Source organism: Flavobacterium ovatum, from assembly GCF_040703125.1.
In the GTDB taxonomy this organism is placed as follows: Bacteria; Bacteroidota; Bacteroidia; order Flavobacteriales; family Flavobacteriaceae; genus Flavobacterium; species Flavobacterium ovatum.
In genome coordinates this window covers 4,217,521-4,234,239 of record NZ_CP160035.1, presented here as the reverse complement: position 1 = coordinate 4,234,239, position 16,719 = coordinate 4,217,521, and the positions used below count along the sequence as shown (strand labels likewise).

16 protein-coding genes are annotated in these 16,719 nt (G+C 35.4%); 8 read left to right on the top strand and 8 right to left on the bottom strand.

What is annotated here, in order from left to right; genetic code table 11:
- Positions 1-149: 149 nt before the first annotated feature.
- The 4 genes from ABZP37_RS17415 (at position 150) to ABZP37_RS17400 (ending at position 3,176) form a co-directional block, all read left to right on the top strand.
- A complete protein-coding gene (locus ABZP37_RS17415) occupies positions 150-1,313 on the top strand; it encodes a sigma-54 dependent transcriptional regulator (RefSeq protein WP_366184569.1) in 1,164 nt (387 codons plus the stop codon).
- A 68-nt stretch (positions 1,314-1,381) separates the two neighbouring features.
- Positions 1,382-2,011: a DEAD/DEAH box helicase gene (locus ABZP37_RS17410; protein ID WP_366184567.1), complete on the top strand. Its 630-nt coding sequence runs from the start codon at positions 1,382-1,384 to the stop codon at positions 2,009-2,011.
- Between the two features lie 52 nt (positions 2,012-2,063).
- Positions 2,064-2,282, top strand: a complete 219-nt coding sequence (locus tag ABZP37_RS17405; protein ID WP_366184565.1) for a DUF2007 domain-containing protein — start codon at positions 2,064-2,066, stop codon at positions 2,280-2,282.
- A gap of 96 nt (positions 2,283-2,378) precedes the next feature.
- Positions 2,379-3,176, top strand: a complete 798-nt coding sequence (locus tag ABZP37_RS17400) for a Cof-type HAD-IIB family hydrolase (protein ID WP_366184564.1) — start codon at positions 2,379-2,381, stop codon at positions 3,174-3,176.
- A 117-nt stretch (positions 3,177-3,293) separates the two neighbouring features.
- On the opposite strand, the gene ABZP37_RS17395 is transcribed toward ABZP37_RS17400, so the two are convergent.
- From ABZP37_RS17395 to ABZP37_RS17370, 6 genes are read right to left on the bottom strand one after another with little or no spacing between them, the layout of a single operon-like run.
- The gene (locus tag ABZP37_RS17395; RefSeq protein ID WP_366184562.1) at positions 3,294-6,410 is read right to left on the bottom strand and encodes an efflux RND transporter permease subunit; all 3,117 of its coding nucleotides are present in this window, start codon (positions 6,408-6,410) and stop codon (positions 3,294-3,296) included.
- A complete protein-coding gene (locus tag ABZP37_RS17390) occupies positions 6,407-7,342 on the bottom strand; it encodes a biotin/lipoyl-binding protein (protein ID WP_366184561.1) in 936 nt (311 codons plus the stop codon). Before ABZP37_RS17390 ends, ABZP37_RS17395 begins: the two co-directional genes overlap by 4 nt.
- Positions 7,343-7,358: 16 nt before the next feature.
- Positions 7,359-8,657 carry a TolC family protein gene (locus tag ABZP37_RS17385; RefSeq protein ID WP_366184559.1) on the bottom strand — a complete coding sequence of 433 codons (1,299 nt, stop codon included), beginning with the start codon at positions 8,655-8,657 and terminating at the stop codon, positions 7,359-7,361.
- A 4-nt stretch (positions 8,658-8,661) separates the two neighbouring features.
- Positions 8,662-9,093, bottom strand: coding sequence for a hypothetical protein (locus ABZP37_RS17380; RefSeq protein WP_366184557.1), 432 nt, complete (start codon positions 9,091-9,093; stop codon positions 8,662-8,664).
- 51 nt (positions 9,094-9,144) lie between these two features.
- Positions 9,145-10,413, bottom strand: coding sequence for a HAMP domain-containing sensor histidine kinase (locus tag ABZP37_RS17375; protein ID WP_366184556.1), 1,269 nt, complete (start codon positions 10,411-10,413; stop codon positions 9,145-9,147).
- On the bottom strand, positions 10,406-11,083 hold the full coding sequence (locus tag ABZP37_RS17370) for a response regulator transcription factor (RefSeq protein ID WP_366184554.1): 678 nt from the start codon (positions 11,081-11,083) through the stop codon (positions 10,406-10,408). Before ABZP37_RS17370 ends, ABZP37_RS17375 begins: the two co-directional genes overlap by 8 nt.
- Positions 11,084-11,278: 195 nt before the next feature.
- Here ABZP37_RS17370 and mtaB point away from each other — a divergent pair, with 195 nt between their 5' ends.
- On the top strand, positions 11,279-12,610 hold the full coding sequence (gene mtaB / locus ABZP37_RS17365; RefSeq protein ID WP_366184552.1) for a tRNA (N(6)-L-threonylcarbamoyladenosine(37)-C(2))-methylthiotransferase MtaB: 1,332 nt from the start codon (positions 11,279-11,281) through the stop codon (positions 12,608-12,610).
- 246 nt (positions 12,611-12,856) lie between these two features.
- Here mtaB and ABZP37_RS17360 read toward each other — a convergent pair whose 3' ends face one another.
- Positions 12,857-13,573: a 3-ketoacyl-ACP reductase gene (locus ABZP37_RS17360; RefSeq protein ID WP_366184551.1), complete on the bottom strand. Its 717-nt coding sequence runs from the start codon at positions 13,571-13,573 to the stop codon at positions 12,857-12,859.
- A 335-nt stretch (positions 13,574-13,908) separates the two neighbouring features.
- Here ABZP37_RS17360 and ABZP37_RS17355 point away from each other — a divergent pair, with 335 nt between their 5' ends.
- Together ABZP37_RS17355 and ABZP37_RS17350 are read left to right on the top strand one after the other, a co-directional pair.
- Positions 13,909-14,805 carry a L,D-transpeptidase gene (locus ABZP37_RS17355; RefSeq protein ID WP_366184549.1) on the top strand — a complete coding sequence of 299 codons (897 nt, stop codon included), beginning with the start codon at positions 13,909-13,911 and terminating at the stop codon, positions 14,803-14,805.
- Between the two features lie 324 nt (positions 14,806-15,129).
- Positions 15,130-16,005, top strand: coding sequence for a PPK2 family polyphosphate kinase (locus ABZP37_RS17350; protein ID WP_366187558.1), 876 nt, complete (start codon positions 15,130-15,132; stop codon positions 16,003-16,005).
- A 51-nt stretch (positions 16,006-16,056) separates the two neighbouring features.
- Here ABZP37_RS17350 and ABZP37_RS17345 read toward each other — a convergent pair whose 3' ends face one another.
- Positions 16,057-16,245 carry a hypothetical protein gene (locus ABZP37_RS17345; RefSeq protein ID WP_366184547.1) on the bottom strand — a complete coding sequence of 63 codons (189 nt, stop codon included), beginning with the start codon at positions 16,243-16,245 and terminating at the stop codon, positions 16,057-16,059.
- A gap of 84 nt (positions 16,246-16,329) precedes the next feature.
- Between ABZP37_RS17345 and ABZP37_RS17340 the strand changes: the two genes are divergently transcribed.
- A complete protein-coding gene (locus ABZP37_RS17340; RefSeq protein ID WP_366184546.1) occupies positions 16,330-16,716 on the top strand; it encodes a nucleoside triphosphate pyrophosphohydrolase family protein in 387 nt (128 codons plus the stop codon).
- Positions 16,717-16,719 lie beyond the last annotated feature (3 nt).

Genomic DNA, 16,719 nt, shown 5'->3' with positions numbered 1-16,719 from the left:
TCCGCTCCGCTGCGAGGATATCGGCTCTATCAGGGCTAAAGAGAGAGTTAATGAATTTTTGCGAACATTGCCAATTAAGAATTAAAAATATAGGTAAAAAGCCAACAGCCAAAAGCTAAGTGCCAACAGCCTTTTCAAAAATAAAAAAAATGCCGAAAATATTAATTATTGAAGACGAAGCCGCTATCCGTAGAGTATTATCCAAAATACTTTCAGAAGAAAATGACACTTATGAAGTGGAAGAAGCTGAGGATGGAACTATCGGTTTTGAAAAAATAAAAAATAACGATTACGACTTAGTTCTTTGTGATATCAAAATGCCAAAAATGGATGGTGTTGAGGTACTTGAAGCAGTCAAAAAAATTAAACCAGAAATTCCGATGGTCATGATTTCAGGTCATGGAGATATGGAAACCGCTATAAATACGATGCGTTTGGGGGCTTTTGATTATATCTCAAAACCACCCGATTTGAACCGTTTGTTAAACACGGTTAGAAACGCATTAGACAGAAAGCAATTGGTAGTAGAGAACAAAATTCTAAAGAAAAAAGTTTCTAAAAATTACCAAATGATCGGCGAAAGCGAAGCCATCGATTTGATAAAAGTCATGATTGACAAAGTAGCCCCAACCGAAGCCAGAGTCCTAATTACAGGTGCCAACGGAACAGGAAAAGAGTTGGTCGCCCATCAATTGCACGAAAAAAGTGAGCGTGCTAGTTTCCCTTTAATCGAAGTAAACTGTGCTGCGATTCCGTCAGAACTGATAGAAAGCGAATTGTTTGGTCACGTTAAAGGAGCCTTTACTTCTGCAGTTAAAGACCGCGCTGGAAAGTTTGAAGCCGCTGACAAAGGAACCATCTTCTTGGACGAAATTGGAGATATGAGTCTTTCGGCTCAAGCCAAAGTGTTACGTGCCTTGCAAGAAAGTATGATTACTAGAGTAGGAGCAGACAAGGACATCAAAGTAGATGTACGTGTCGTTGCCGCTACCAATAAAGATTTAAAAACAGAAATCGCCGAAGGTCGTTTCCGTGAGGATTTGTACCACCGATTGGCGGTGATTTTAATCAAAGTTCCTTCTTTGAATGACAGACGTGAAGATATTCCGCTTTTAATCAGTCATTTTGCAAACAAAATTGCTTCGGAAAACGGAACCGCAGTGAAGAAATTCTCAGACAAAGCCGTGAAACTATTGCAAGAATATGATTGGACAGGAAACATTAGAGAGTTACGAAATGTAATCGAACGTTTGATTATCCTTGGAAGTACAGAAATATCAGAGAATGACGTGAAGCTTTTTGCTAGTAAATAAAATAGTTATGGGTTAGAGGTTAGAGGTTTAGCCTCATAACTCATAACACATAACTTATAACTAAAAATATGAAATTAAAAAAATTAAATGAAGGGCTACAGCAATCACTTATCGATTGTGGATTGATTGAAGCAAACGATTTGCAAAAAGAAACATTTTCAACCATCAAAAGTGGGGCTGATTGTTTGATTTTGGCTCCTGCTGGTTCAGGGAAAACAACGACTATTGCTCTGAATGTTATTCAGCAATTAGTAAAAGAAGGAGAGCAATCTCCAAGAGCTTTGATTGTGGTACAAGACAAAGATAAAGTAGTTGAAATGTTATCTGTATTTGAAAAACTTGGCGCTCATACTGATTTGACAGTTTTTGGTGTTCACGACAAAGGCGATATTGATTACGATAAGAATTATATTTCTGGAGGTGTCGATGTTTTGGTAGGTACACCTACTAAATTAAGCGACATGTTAAGTACTGCAGGATACAATGTCAACCGTTTGAAAATGTTTATCGTTGATGATGCCGACCCAATGTTGAGACTACGTCACGAGACAAAAATCGTACGTATTTCCAACAGTATTGCCAAAACGCAGCGAATCATCTTTGCTACCGAATTGACAGACCGCATTGAGTCTCTTGCAGATAAAATGTTGATTGAGCCTTTTGAGTTTGATTTTGAGGAATCTGAGGAAGAAGATTAGTTTGCAGTATTCAGTTTTAGTGGTCAGTAAGAAAAAGTAAAATATAGATATTATGGGATTAATGAAAGTGTTTTCAGGAAGTGAAATATTAGCCTTGGCTTTGAAAGAAAAAATTGAAGCAATAGGAATTGACGTAGTGATGAAAGACAACATTCAATCAGCACGTTTAGCAGGTTTTGGAAGCTACGGCCAAGCGGTTGAATTATTTGTTCAAGAAACGGAATATGGTAAAGTTAGTCCGGTAATTGAGGAGTTTCGATTAAGTATTTAGTAGCATCAATTGTAATTACGTTTGCTAGATTGAGCGGAGTCGAGATGACTTCTGAAAAAAATAATAAACACGCTAATGGCGGAAATAGCATAAAATATGAAATACAAAATGCTGGTCCTTGACATGGATGACACCTTGTTGAATGATGACCATATTATTTCAATTGAAAATAAAGAAATGATTACCAAGGCTCAAGAGCTGGGAGTACATGTGGTTTTGGCTTCGGGACGACCAACACCTGCAATGATTGAATATGCTAAGGAACTTAACATGCATACTTCCTATATGATTTCATATAACGGAGCGGTTATAACGGATTTAAGTAGCGACGAAGTCATTTTTGAACAAACCTTAACGCAAGAACAAATTCATACTTTATACGATTACAGCCAAAAAAGTAAAACACATATCATTACTTATTTAGACGGAAAAGTAGTAAGTGAAACGCATTCTGAATATATCGATGTAGAGTTGAATATTACAGGACTGCAACATAATTTAGTTACTGATTTTAAAGCTTCGGTTTATAAATCAGCAATCAAATGTATTTTGCTAGAAGAACCTTCGTATTTAAAAGAGGTTGAGAAAGATTTGAAATCCACGATGCCACATTTGAGTATTTGCATGTCAAAACCTTTTTTTCTAGAAGTTGCTCAAACCGGAATTGATAAAGCGTATAGTATCAAAATACTGGCAGAAAAATTGAATATTCAGCAAAGTGAAATTATAGCCGTAGGTAATGCAGGCAATGATTTGACGATGGTAGAATATGCAGGTTTAGGTGTTTGGGTAGATAATGTTACTCCCGAATTACGTGACCGTGCGAATGTAATTGTAGCTTCAAACAATGACCATGGTGTCGCTGAAGTAATCAGAAAGTTTATATTGAATTAGTATATTTTTTTAAATTAAAAAGAACCATTCATAAATTACCTTAATTTATGAATGGTTCTTTTTTTGCTTTTTAGTTCAAAATAAATGATACTTAGGTACTAAATTATTTTGGTTTCGTTAATGAATTAGTACAAGTTGTCTTCTATACAACAGTCGCATTAAACTAGGGAAAACCAATAGTAACATTGGCAAACCGACCACAAAGCCACCAATTACAGCAATTGCAAGAGGTTGTTGCATTTGCGCACCTATACCCAATCCTAAGGCCAATGGCGTAAGCGCTAAAATTGCTCCAATGGCTGTCATTAATTTTGGGCGAATTCGCAAAGCAATCGCATAATTGATAGATTGATCAATATTATTATTGTTCTGTTCCATATTGAATCGAAATTGGGCTACCGTAAAAATGGCATTCTCGGCAAGAATCCCTACAATCATAATTATTCCGGTATAACTACTTACATTCAGCGGAATATTCGTCAGATATAAAGCAATAATACAACCACAGATACCCATTACCGAAATAAACAATAGTAGTACGGACAGCAACCATTCTTTGAACAAAAACAAAAACACACCAAAGACTAATAGTGAAGCCAGAAAAAGTATTAACATCAGCTCCTTAAATGATTGCTGTTGTTCTGCATAAGCACCACCGTAAGCAATCGAATAGCCTTTGGGTAAAGATAATTGTGTATTGAGTTTTTGTTGTATTTCAGCAATAGCACTACCCAAATCACGATTGTCCAAACGGGCAGTTAAGACAACACATGATTTTAAATTTTCTCTGCGCTGTTCGTTTTCTCCTTTTACCACTTTGACATCACAAAAGAAAGTCAAAGGTCTTGTCGTGCCATCGGGCAAGAAAATCAGTTGCTGTTTTATTTTCTCAAGGTTATTTGCGTTCATGTCAGCATAGCGCATGATGATTCTTCGCATTTGTTCTCCTTCTTGAATTTGACCCACTTGAATTCCAGCAGTCATAGCGGCTTGCGCAGGCGAAGGAACAGGCTGGTTGGCATTACTACCCAAGGTAACGCCACCCGTATAAGCGGACAATTGGGTTTGAAAATCAAGCAAGGAAATTTTATATTGCGTTAAGACTTCTTGATTGGGCATAAAAATCAAAGAAGGACCTGCAAGTCGCATTCCATTATCAATATCAGCTACACCAGAAATAGTGCCTATTATTTCTTCGGCTTGTTTGGAAATATGTTGCAACTGTTCGTAATTATCACCAAAAAATTTTACTTCAATTGGAGATGGAGTAGACATTAAATCGCCTAGTAAATCGGCAATTCGTTGTCCAAATCCAATGTGTAGTACGGGTTGTTTGGCAGCAATCGCTTTTCGTAAATCATCAATCACATCAACAGTAGTTTTACTTCTATTGTTTTTAAGTTGTATCGAATAATCTCCAAAATTTTGCGGGACAGTACTAAAGGACATTCGGATACCAGTTCTACGGCTGTAGGTTTCTACGTCTGGATGTGCTATAATTGTTTTCTCGACTTCATTGAGTACCCTATCCGTTTCTTTTAGCGATGTTCCCTCGGGCATGAAATAATCTAGCACAATTGTTCCTTCGTCCAAATCGGGTAGAAAACCGGTTTCTAATTTGCTAAAACTGACCCAAGCTGCTACAATGAAAAAGAAAATCAATGAGAAAGAAAAAATAGGTTTGTCAAAAAACCAGGTAAGCCAACGTAGCTTTTGCTTTGAATCTTCCTCTTTAACCAGATGTGATTTTTTGGGTTGTTTAAACCCTATAAGAATGTGAATCACAGGCAACAACAACCAAGTCACCAAAAAGGAGGTAACCATGGTTAGTTGCATGGTATCTGAAAGCTCTTTGAAGAAACTACCCGCCAGTCCACTCATCATTCGAAAAGGAAAATGAATCACAATCGTTGCCAATGAAGATCCAATCATAGCAGGAAACAGGTCATGAATGGCTTCTTTTACAACATCATAACGGTCCTTATCGGGGTCTTCTTCGTGTTTGCGGTAAATTTGTTCAATGATCACAATGGCATCATCTATTATCAAACCTATCGAAGCTGCGATGGCTCCCAATGACATGATATTTATCGAAATCCCAGACAAGTATAGTACTAGGATGGTAAAGGCTAAGGTAACCGGAATAGTAATCATCACGACCAAACTAGCTCTCCAAGACTTCAAGAAGAAAATCATAACAATAATAGCCAAAAACAATCCTTCATAAATAGTTTTGATTACACTATGAACACTTTCTCCAACAAAATTGGACTGGTCATAGTATGGTTTTAGTACCATCCCTTCGGGTAATTGTTTTTGTATTTCAGCCGCCTTACTTTGACAATCATTAGCAAAGTCAATTAAATTAACTCCCGGTTGTTTTATTAAATCGATTATTACTGCATCATGTCCATTGGCATTGACCACCACAAATTCGACTTGTTCTTTTACTTCAACTTTAGCAATATCTTTTAATTTAATGAGTCTTGTTCCGTCATTCTTGATTACCGTATTTTCAAGTTGGTCGAAATCTAAAATCCTAGTATCCGTTAACGATAAGTACAATCTATCATAATTTTCAACGGAACCATTGGACAATACATAGTTATTGTTGTTGAATACCGTAATAATGGTATTGGGAGTAATCCCCAAAGTAGCCATTTTTGTGGCATTGGGAACAATTACAAATTCTTTGTTTTTTCCACCTCGAACGATGGTGTTTGAAATCCCTTGCACTTGCGAGAATAAAGGTCGCACAATCAAATTGGCTTTGTCTTTCAATGCAACCAAACTATGTGTTTTGCTTTCTAAAGTAAAACCATAAACCGGAAAAGTGGATTGATTCATCGCCTCGGTTGCAATACTAACACCTTGGGGTAAAAAGTTTTTTATTTCATTTATCCGACTTTCCAGTTGTGTTTTAGCATCATAAACATTAGTACCCCAGTCAAAAAACACATCAATCACACAATTCCCTCTACTGGTCGTGCTTTTGACAATCGTTACACCTTTGACTTTTTTGACAGCACTTTCTAGTGGCTTTGTCACCGTGATCATCATGCGATCAATAGGTTGTTGACCCGCATCAGCAATTAAAGTAATTCTTGGAAATAGTACTTCTGGAAAAAGATTGGTTTGCATTTTGGAATAGGAATAAATTCCCGCCAATACTAACAACAGCCCTACAAATAGGATTGGTTTTTTGAATATTTGAAATATATTTTGCTTTTTCATTTTTCTTTGGTAGTTGCTATTTTTACTAAAGAATTATCGGGTAGTTCAAAATTCCCTTCACTTATAATTCTGTCTTCAGGATTTAATTTTGGAGAAAGAATTTCTATCCATTCCTCATTTTTATTCCCAATGGTTACCAATTGTTTCACAGCAATACTGTCATTTTTAACTTTCATTATCCAAAATTCATTCATCATCTCATTACTAGACACACATGATTTTGGGAGTAATTGTTGACCACTTTGCCCTCCTTTATTTAGGCTCACTTTTACGATCATATTTTCGGGTAAGAATAGGTTTTTGTTGCACTTCGCCAAAATCGTTTGTGTTTGTGCATTGACATTCATGGCCATCAAGGCTTTTGTAAAAACGGCAGTATATTTCAAATTATTGGGTAAAATGATCGTACACGTTTTCCCTGTTTGAGTATAAGCAGTATATTCAAATGGTACATTTACCTGAAATATCAAATCATTACTTTCGGCGATAGTACACAATAAGGCACCTTCCAAAACATAATCGCCCGCTTGTTGTTTGTCTAGTGTCGTAATAATACCGCTTGCTGATGCTTTAATTTTGATGATACCAAAACCATTCAGAGAGTCGTCAATTTTTGAAACATTGTTTCCTAATGCTCGACTTTCTTTCGATTCTAATACATAGAGTAAATCTCCTTTCTTTACTTGGTCTCCCAATTTTATATGCACTTGTGTAATGAATGCAGGTATAGAAGCGGTAACCAAATTTCGTTTTAAATAAGCCGTTGTTCCAAATAAAGTCAGTTCATCATCAATTGCCCCTTGCGTTACCATCACTATCTTTACAGGTGTTTTGGGTGTTTCAATTACTTCATCGGTGGTTTCAGCCTTTTTTCCGCAGGAGAACAAGAGCAAAGTTATTACCGTCAAAAAATATAGTTTATAGTGTTTCATTTTTATATTATGTTGTTTACCAGTTCCAGTAATTGTAGACATTAATAAGTAATTGTTGCTGTGAAATCAAGATTGCATTATCACGCTGTAGCATTGCCATATTTTTCAAAACCGTGATGTAATTTATAATAGTTAACTGTCCCGAAAAAATCTCTTTTTTATACGTTTTCAGTAATGAGTCATAGTCTTTGAGTTGCTGATCTGCAATTGCAATTCGGGTAGAAAAGGATTCAATTTCTGCCTCTATTTTTGATTTCCGAATAGTGTTTTGCGAAATAAAATTGTCTTTGTAAAAGGAAATAGACTCTTCTAATACTTTTGTTTTCTTTTGAGTCAATTGTTTTTGACCACCATCAAAAAAGTTATACGTAAAGTTCACCCCTGCACTCAATCCAAATCGGTCGGGAATCGTGGGCGCATAAGTCGCATTGAGCCCTGTATTGGCATAAAGGTTAATTTGTGGTTTGTATTTTAATTCAACTATTTTTTGCTGCGCGACCAAATTGATACTGTCCAATCGGTATTTCTCCATAAACATCGATTTGGCACTGGTATTCTTCAAACTCAGTTCCATATTTTGGAGTTCATGTAATTGTGTATCATTAATGCCGCAAAGAATATTTAAGTCCATTAAGTCTCTGCGATAATTGGCTTTGAAAGTGGTCAGTTGCGCTACAAAATTTTGATGTTCGATACTTAATAAAGAAAGATCCGATTGTTTGTAAATACTGCTTTCAACCAATTTTATTAAAATATCTTTTTGATCTGCCAATAATTTGACCATTGTTTCCGCATAGCCCGTTTGTTTATTGTCCTGCAAACACAAAATATATTGATCACTTACTATTTTCTCCAAATCATGTTCCGTTAATAGGACATTATTTTGACTTATTTGAGACGCAACGGCAACTTGTTCACTAGCTGTTTTATAACGTATCCCATTAAATAAAGGCTGTGAAACATTCAACATTGCCTGATAGGTTCCACCATTGGAATAAGCCAAATCATACCCATAGTAATTAGTTGCTCCAGCTGAATTGGCTTCAAAAGTGGTTTTGTTATTATCTTTAGAAATAAGTGGCGAAAACAAATAATTGGCTGTAACCCCAATTTGGGCTTTGGTATAAAAAGCTTTTAGCCTCTCTATTTCTAATTGATTGCTTTTATTGACTAGTTTATTGTCATTTATCAAAGGACTATTTTGTTTGGCTGCCGTGTTGTAATAACTCAAATCATTCTGCGCTATGACACATTCGAATGAAAACAATAGAACAACAACAGGCATCACCACAATTATTAAACGTGTTTTTATCATGGTTTTAATCTTTTTCTTCTAATAAATACTTCCCATTCACATCAAATACAATTTCTTGTCCTGTGATTTGAATTTCATAAGTAATCATTCCGCTAGCAGTTGTTATTTTCTCATAACCTTGAATTTTCTCTTTAGGATAATTTACTTTGATGTAGTCAGGAATAGTCGTTCCATTTGGTAACAAATCTTTTGTGATTACCAATTCGGTTTCAGTAATAACAGCATTTTTATCATAGGATACAGCACCTTTTTCAGTAGCCTCTTTGTATTTTACTTCCCAAAATGGTGGCTCGTCATTCCATTTTAAAATGACTGCATGAGGATGCGATTGGACAAAAGCCATTTTTATGTTTTCTGGAACTTCTCTACTAGTGCTAGATTGTTTGCAAGCGGTGAACGCAAACAATGCAGAAAGAAGGAGGGTTAAATTTTTCATTTTCGTCTATTTTAGTCCAAATTTAATATACGATTTAGAAGAAATTTAGAATTAGCGAAAGTCTATAGTGAAACAATGAAAATTATGGTTGAAATTATATCGAATAATCCAGTCGTTACTATCTACAATTTTCTTAACAATAGCCAAACCTAAACCATTACCATGCTCGGATGTATTCGACTTTGAGAACCGATTAAATAATTTACTAGAAGACAAAGTACTGGGAGATCCTGTATTAGAAAAAACTAGTGTTTGATTTGAAAGCGTGATCGCTATTTGTCCGTTTGAAACATTGTGTTTGATGGCATTAAGAAACAAATTACTAATTAAAACCTCTGCTAATACTGGATTTGATGCAATAGTAAATGATGGATCAATATCCGTTTTGATTGAGATGTTTTTGGCATTTGCCTGTTCTACAAAAAAGGCAAGGTTCTTTTCTATAGCCTCTTTCAAATAGAAGGTTTGCTTGTTGGCGTAATGATCGTTTTCAATTTTGGAAAGCAACAAAAGATTTTTGTTCAAACGATTCAGTTTTGAAACGTTATCATTCAAAGATGACAAAATCACGGATTGCTCTTGTGTCACATCATTACGCTGAATGAGTGTATCAATTTTAGCCTGAAACACGGCTAATGGGGTTTGCAATTCATGAGCGGCATTTTCAATAAATTCCCGTTGACTTCTATAAATGGAGGTATTCTTTTCGATCAATTTTTGAATACTTTGATTCAAACGGTTAAATTCTTCTGTATCCGTTTTTGCGAATTGTGGAAGGTTTGACTTATCAATTTCAAATTGTTCAATTTGCAATAATGTTTTGTAAAAGGGTTTCCATAGATTAAGAGATAGCCTTTTCGAAATAAAAAATAAACCAATAAGCAACAACGAAATGATTACCAAAAATAAGATTGCAATACTCTCGATTAAATCGGATGTTTCTACCAAATTTATTCTTGCCGAATAGGTATACGACTTGCCTTCAATTTTTATAGGCAAACGCAATTCTCTATAAGGTTCATTTTCATTATACAATGTATCATAATAAAACGTGTAGAAAAGGGAATCTTTTTTCAGAGGAGTTGCAGCAATAATTTTAATATCACGGTTGAATTTATTCCAAATTGGAACATCGGTTGTTTTAATATTTTTAGCTGAATATTGAATAAACTCATTTTTACGAAGTAGTAAGGCTTCGTCGGCATCATCGATATACAGTTTTTCGATTAGAATATAAAACAATGGAGCGGCAACTATTAGCAATAGCAGTGCAAAAACCAGATATGCTTTTGATGTTTTATGTAAAAGTTTTTCACTCATTTTGCCATTTATAACCTAGTCCATAAACCGTTTTAATGTAATCTATGATTCCAGCTTCCTTCAATTTATTTTTTAAGTTTTTGATGTGTGCATAAACAAAATCGTGATTGTCTAGCATATCGGCCATATCTCCCGAAAGGTGTTCTGCAATGGCGCTTTTTGAAAGTACTCTGTCTTGATTTCCAATTAAGTACAAAAGTAAATCAAGTTCTTTTTTGGTGACATCGAGTTTTCTACCATTCACCTTAACCGTTTTCGAAAGGATATCAATTTCAATCTCGTTGAAGGTAACAAAATTATTTCCTTTGAATTTTTTTCTCCGAATAATAGCTTGGGTTCGTACTAATAATTCAGACAGATGAAAAGGCTTGGTTAAAAAATCATCCGCACCCAAAGTAAGTCCTTCGATACGTGTTTCTAATGTTTCCTTTGCTGAAATAATAATAATACCTTCCGATTTGTTTTGTCTCTTTATTTCTTTCAAAATTTCAAGACCATTTCCGTCGGGTAAAGTCAAATCCAACACTATACAGTCGTATTCATAATTAGAGATTTTTTCAATCGCAGTCTTCACATTATCTGTCCACTCACAAATAAAGTCGTTTCCAGACAAATACGATTTGATACTTTCTGCCAATTCTTTTTCGTCTTCAATGAGTAAGATTTTCATAATACAAAGATGTTTATAAATTTTGAATTAAATTAGAAGTTATGAAAAACAGTTTCGGAATGGATTGTGTTGTTTTCAATCTGCGTTTATAAATGCATATTGAATTAAATCTAGAATAGAAGTGATTTTTTGGGATTTGTTTGTAAATTTGCACACGCTAATTTTTGACAACGATTTCATTATTAGTGACTACTTATGGAAAACAGAAAAAAGGTTGCCTTTTATACTCTTGGATGTAAACTGAATTTTTCAGAAACATCTACAATAGCACGTAATTTTCAAGATGAGGGTTTTGATCGTGTAGATTTTGAAGACGTTGCGGATATGTATGTAATTAATACGTGCTCCGTTACTGAAAATGCCGACAAACAATTCAAGCAAGTGGTCAAAAAAGCCATGAAACTCAACAACAAAGCTTTTGTAGCGGCGGTGGGTTGTTATGCGCAGTTGAAACCGGAAGAATTGGCGGCAGTTGATGGCGTTGATTTAGTTTTAGGCGCTACGGAAAAATTCAAAATCTTGGATTATATCAATGATTTAAGTAAAAATGACATGGGTGAAGTACATTCTTGCGAAATTTCCGAAGCCGATTTTTACGTCGGTAGTTATTCCATTGGTGACCGTACTCGTGCATTCTTGAAAGTGCAGGATGGATGCGATTATAAATGTACCTATTGTACGATTCCACTAGCGAGAGGGATTTCTAGAAGTGATGCACTCGAAAATGTGCTTCAAAATGCTAAAGATATTTCAGCGCAAAACATCAAAGAAATTGTTTTGACTGGTGTAAATATCGGGGATTATGGTAAAGGGGAATTTGGGAACAAAAAACATGAACATACTTTCTTGGATTTAGTCCAAGCATTGGATGAAGTAGAAGGAATTGAAAGATTACGAATTTCATCTATTGAACCGAATTTATTGAAAAATGAAACTATAGAATTTGTTTCTAAAAGCCGCACTTTTGTGCCTCATTTTCATATTCCGTTGCAATCAGGAAGTGACGCCATATTGAAGATGATGAAACGTCGTTATTTACGTGATGTTTATACAGAGCGAGTTAATAAAATACGAGAAGTCATGCCTCATGCGTGTATAGGTGTTGATGTGATTGTGGGTTTTCCTGGGGAAAGTGACGAGCATTTCTTAGAAACGTATCATTTCTTGAACGAAATGGATATTTCTTATTTACACGTTTTTACTTATTCAGAAAGAGATAATACCGAAGCCGCTGAAATGGAAGGAGCTGTTCCTGCCAATGTACGTGCTAAACGTAGCAAAATGCTAAGAGGTTTGTCTGTGAAAAAACGTCGTGCTTTTTATGAAACTCAACTTGGAACGCAAAGAACGGTTTTGTTCGAAAGCGAAAACAAAGAAGGCTATATTCATGGATTTACGGAGAATTATGTAAAAGTAAAAACGCCTTGGAATCCTGAGTTAGCGAATACATTGCAGAATGTGAACTTAACTCATATTGATGAAGATGGTGCGGTTCGAATGGAGTTTGTTGCTGTAGAATCAGTTTAAGATTAACGATTTTTGAAGTGATTTAACCGCAAAGTTCGCTAAGGAAGCACAAAGGACGCAAAGGTTTTAAAATTAACGATTTTTGATTTAAGAACAAAGGATACATGAAAACCATTTATTTTTTTTAAAATTTGATTTTTGAGATTGACCTTTGAATTTGATTTACTAAAAAAAAAAAGGTTCACAAAGTATAAAATAATACTCTGTGAACTTCTGTGTTTTCTTTGTGAATCTCTGCATAATAAATTACGGATTAGTAGACCAAATGCTACTATTCTTAATAAACACGCGACGGTTTAATTTCAATTGCGCAACGATTAGTTCTGCCATATCTTCAGATTGCATTACTTTATCTGGGTTTCCGTCCGTTAGGTTGAGGTCTTTGGCCATGTCAGTTGCAACGGTGCTTGGCGTTAAAGCAGTAACACGAATATTATGTTTGCGTACTTCTTGCATCAACGAATCTGTCAGACCTAGAACAGCGAATTTTGAAGCACTGTATGCGCTCGTTACGGCATTTCCGTTCAATCCAGCAGTCGATGAAATATTGATAATATCTCCCGTTTGTCTCTCAATCATGTTCGGCAATACGGCGCGAGTCACATAATAAGTCCCCATTAAGTTGACTTGTATGATGCGTTCCCAATCAGTTACTTCCATTTGCAAGAAATTTCCAAAAGCAGCTATTCCGGCGTTGTTGATTAGGATGTCGATGGTCTTGAATTCGGCTAATGCTTTTACAACAGCAGCGTTTACCGATTCAATATCGGCAACATCTGCTGTTAATGCTAGGGTTTTTACTCCCAATGGAGCGATTTCTTTTGCTACTTCATCTATGTCAGCTTGCGTACGTGCGACCAATATTACGTTGACACCTTCTTTGGCAAGTGCTATGGCGATTGCTTTTCCGATTCCTTTTCCAGCTCCTGTGATTAGGGCATTTTTGTTTTTTAAGTCTGTCATTATTGTAGTTTTTAATTCACAAACAAAGTTACGTTTTTGCAATTGGCTTGAAGGCGGAAATGATGTGAAATAAATGATAATTTTTCGCTTTTAGATTGATAATGGGAATAATTTGGGCGTGTCCCTCCGTAATCACGAAGTGTCGGGACTACGGGCCAGGCTCTCCGCTGTATCTTTTTTGTCCGCCGCGGCGGACAAAAAAGGATGCCGCTTCGATCCTTCACGCGACTATACGACTCAAAATTGCAAAATCTGAAAATTAGATAACTTTTTTGCAATATCCTGTAACATAAAATAAGTACTTCTACACCATCTTTGTGTTATAAACTTAAATTATGAGAAAATATATAATGTTATCGTTGTTTTTGGCTATCGTTTCTATTTCATGTAAGAACAATGAAAGTAAGAACGATGAAAGTTCCAATAGTCAAAGTAGCTTCAATGAGGATGAAGAGGAAATAACGATTATAGCTCGAGAAAAACTCAAAGGGATTCAGTATAAAATGATGAACAGCAAAGCGTGGTTGACGATAAATGAAAAAAACGAATCGGCCTTGCAAATCGTCATGGATGTTAATCGTACGGACAAAAAGAATCTAGCCAAAATGGATTCGATTATTATTCCTTCTAAATTAGAGGGTAAAAGAGAGGATTTTTTGCCTTTTCCATTGCAAGTAGAAGCTCTTAAAAGGGTTGATAAAATATTGTTTTTTTCTTATCCTACACAAACCTTTGCGGCCTATAAAAACGGAACACTGGTATATACTGGTCCAACCAATATGGGAAGGGAAAAAGACCCTACTCCAACAGGATTGTTTTTTACCAATTGGAAAGCCGAAGAAACCACCAGTACCTTTAATGATGAGTGGGAATTAAAGTGGAATTTCAATATTGAAAATAAATTGGGAGTTGGTTTTCATCAATATGAATTGCCGGGTTATCCAGCATCACATTCCTGTTTGCGATTGCAAGAAAAAGATGCTCGATACCTTTACGATTGGGCAAACCAATGGGTTTTGGTCGATGATGAAAATATTAAGTCAAAAGGAACTCCAGTTGTCGTTTTTGGAGAATATCCTTTTAGAGGAAAAAAGCCTTGGTTGCAACTGTTGACAAATCCTGCTTCTTTTGAGATTTCAGAAGATGAAATTAGTCAATTGGTACAACCGAAAATAGAAACTATTATAAAAGAGCAAAATAAAAGCAAGCTTGTTGCACAAAATAATAAGTAAGTTTAGTTTTTTTTGGGACGATAAACGGCTAGTTGAAAAACTAGCCGTTTATCTTTTTTTAGCTGTTTTTTTTTTGTTTAATTAGTTTGGAATGGTTGTTTTTTAGTTTAATCTAAAATAAATTATGGAAACAAATGCCTAGCCCTGATTGTAGTGAAAATACTTTGAAAAGGAATTGTGTTTTTTTCTGGGAGATACAGAGCGACCAGAGGAAGCTCCTGTGGCGACCTAAGAAAAAAACAATTGCTTGAAAAGTATTGCAACGGAAAGCAGGAATTTGCTCTTGGAAAATATTATATTTACTGGAAACAAAAATATAAGAGTATGAAATCAATTGATCCAAAAGACTTTAAAGTTACTGCTCCCATACGTCTGAAAGATTTACCAACGGACTTGAATAATAAAGCGAGTGATGATGATAAAGAAGATAAATTAGACGGTGTGCGGGAGAAAATGAGTGAGTTGCAGGATGTGATGTATGCACACAACCGCTATGGGGTTTTGATTTGTTTACAGGGAATGGATACTTCAGGGAAGGATAGTTTGGTTAGAGAGGTTTTTAAGGAGTGTAATGCTAGAGGAGTGGTAGTGCATAGTTTTAAAACACCGAACTCGACAGAGCTGGAACACGATTATTTGTGGCGCCATTATATAGCTTTGCCAGAGAAGGGGAAGTTTGCGATCTTTAACCGTACGCATTATGAAAATGTGTTGGTTACTCGTGTGCATCCTGAGTATATATTGAATGAGAATTTACCGGGAATTGAAAAAGTACAGGATATAACGCCTCAGTTTTGGGAAAATAGGATAGAGCAAATCAATAATTTTGAGAAGCACATCAGCCAAAACGGAACGATTGTTTTAAAGTTTTACTTTCACATGAGTAAAGAGGAGCAACGCAAACGGTTGTTGCGAAGATTGGAAAATGAGGAACACCATTGGAAATTTTCTCCTGGGGATTTGAAGGAACGTGAACATTGGGATGAATACATGCAGTATTATGAAGAAGCGATAAATAAAACAGCTAAAGAACATGCTCCTTGGTACATTATACCGTCAGATGATAAGGACATGGCGCGCTATATTGTGGCAAAAATTATTTGGGAAGAAATGCAGAAATACACCGATATTAAGGAGCCGGAACTAGATGATAAAGTGAAAATGAATTTTGCAATGTATCGAGAGCAATTAAAAGAATAAAGGAAAGGCTGTTTAGAAATAGATATTGAAACAGCCTTTTTTTATATTGTATTATCTTTTAAAATAGATTTTGATGACAAAAAGGAGGCCTATGAAAATTAGGAACCCCAAGAGAATTTTATAGTTTCCTTTGTAATATATTTTGTGAAGGGCTAAATCTTTTCGATAAGAATAGATGGCAGCGATGACAAAAGCAACAAAAAAACATGCGGCAAATATTAATTGTCCTGTACTAAACATAGTTTTAATTTTTTTTGGCAAAAGTACGCAATTGTATAGAAATTGTTGCTAATTTGCTTTTTCAAATATAAGTTAAATAAAAGTATGCGTAAACAATTAGACTCCGTTAAAGAATTTCATACTGCCTTTAAGATAGGGCATAGTGAATCCCCAATTGCAAATCTTGCCGAAGAAAAGAAAATCCTTCGTTACAATTTAATGAAAGAGGAAAATGAGGAATATCTAGAAGCGGTCAAGAATAATGATTTGGTCGAAATTGCCGATGCGCTAGGCGATATGATGTATATCCTTTGTGGGACGATTATAGAACATGGATTACAACACAAAATAGAAGAGGTATTTGACGAAATTCAGAGAAGTAATATGAGTAAGTTAGACGAAGATGGAAACCCAATTTACCGTGAAGATGGAAAGGTGATGAAAGGTCCAAATTACTTTAAACCTGATTTTTCTAAAATATTAGGCGAATAAAAA

Bases quoted from the DNA above. Each gene is read 5' to 3' on its own strand.
- ABZP37_RS17345 (WP_366184547.1), bottom strand. From the start codon at position 16,245: ATGTTTAGTACAGGACAATTAATATTTGCCGCATGTTTTTTTGTTGCT.
- ABZP37_RS17415 (WP_366184569.1), top strand. From the start codon at position 150: ATGCCGAAAATATTAATTATTGAAGACGAAGCCGCTATCCGTAGAGTA.
- ABZP37_RS17380 (WP_366184557.1), bottom strand. From the start codon at position 9,093: ATGAAAAATTTAACCCTCCTTCTTTCTGCATTGTTTGCGTTCACCGCT.
- ABZP37_RS17405 (WP_366184565.1), top strand. From the start codon at position 2,064: ATGGGATTAATGAAAGTGTTTTCAGGAAGTGAAATATTAGCCTTGGCT.
- ABZP37_RS17400 (WP_366184564.1), top strand. From the start codon at position 2,379: ATGAAATACAAAATGCTGGTCCTTGACATGGATGACACCTTGTTGAAT.
- ABZP37_RS17375 (WP_366184556.1), bottom strand. From the start codon at position 10,413: ATGAGTGAAAAACTTTTACATAAAACATCAAAAGCATATCTGGTTTTT.
- ABZP37_RS17410 (WP_366184567.1), top strand. From the start codon at position 1,382: ATGAAATTAAAAAAATTAAATGAAGGGCTACAGCAATCACTTATCGAT.
- mtaB (WP_366184552.1), top strand. From the start codon at position 11,279: ATGGAAAACAGAAAAAAGGTTGCCTTTTATACTCTTGGATGTAAACTG.
- ABZP37_RS17360 (WP_366184551.1), bottom strand. From the start codon at position 13,573: ATGACAGACTTAAAAAACAAAAATGCCCTAATCACAGGAGCTGGAAAA.
- ABZP37_RS17390 (WP_366184561.1), bottom strand. From the start codon at position 7,342: ATGAAACACTATAAACTATATTTTTTGACGGTAATAACTTTGCTCTTG.
- ABZP37_RS17340 (WP_366184546.1), top strand. From the start codon at position 16,330: ATGCGTAAACAATTAGACTCCGTTAAAGAATTTCATACTGCCTTTAAG.
- ABZP37_RS17350 (WP_366187558.1), top strand. From the start codon at position 15,130: ATGAAATCAATTGATCCAAAAGACTTTAAAGTTACTGCTCCCATACGT.
- ABZP37_RS17355 (WP_366184549.1), top strand. From the start codon at position 13,909: ATGAGAAAATATATAATGTTATCGTTGTTTTTGGCTATCGTTTCTATT.
- ABZP37_RS17395 (WP_366184562.1), bottom strand. From the start codon at position 6,410: ATGAAAAAGCAAAATATATTTCAAATATTCAAAAAACCAATCCTATTT.
- ABZP37_RS17370 (WP_366184554.1), bottom strand. From the start codon at position 11,083: ATGAAAATCTTACTCATTGAAGACGAAAAAGAATTGGCAGAAAGTATC.
- ABZP37_RS17385 (WP_366184559.1), bottom strand. From the start codon at position 8,657: ATGATAAAAACACGTTTAATAATTGTGGTGATGCCTGTTGTTGTTCTA.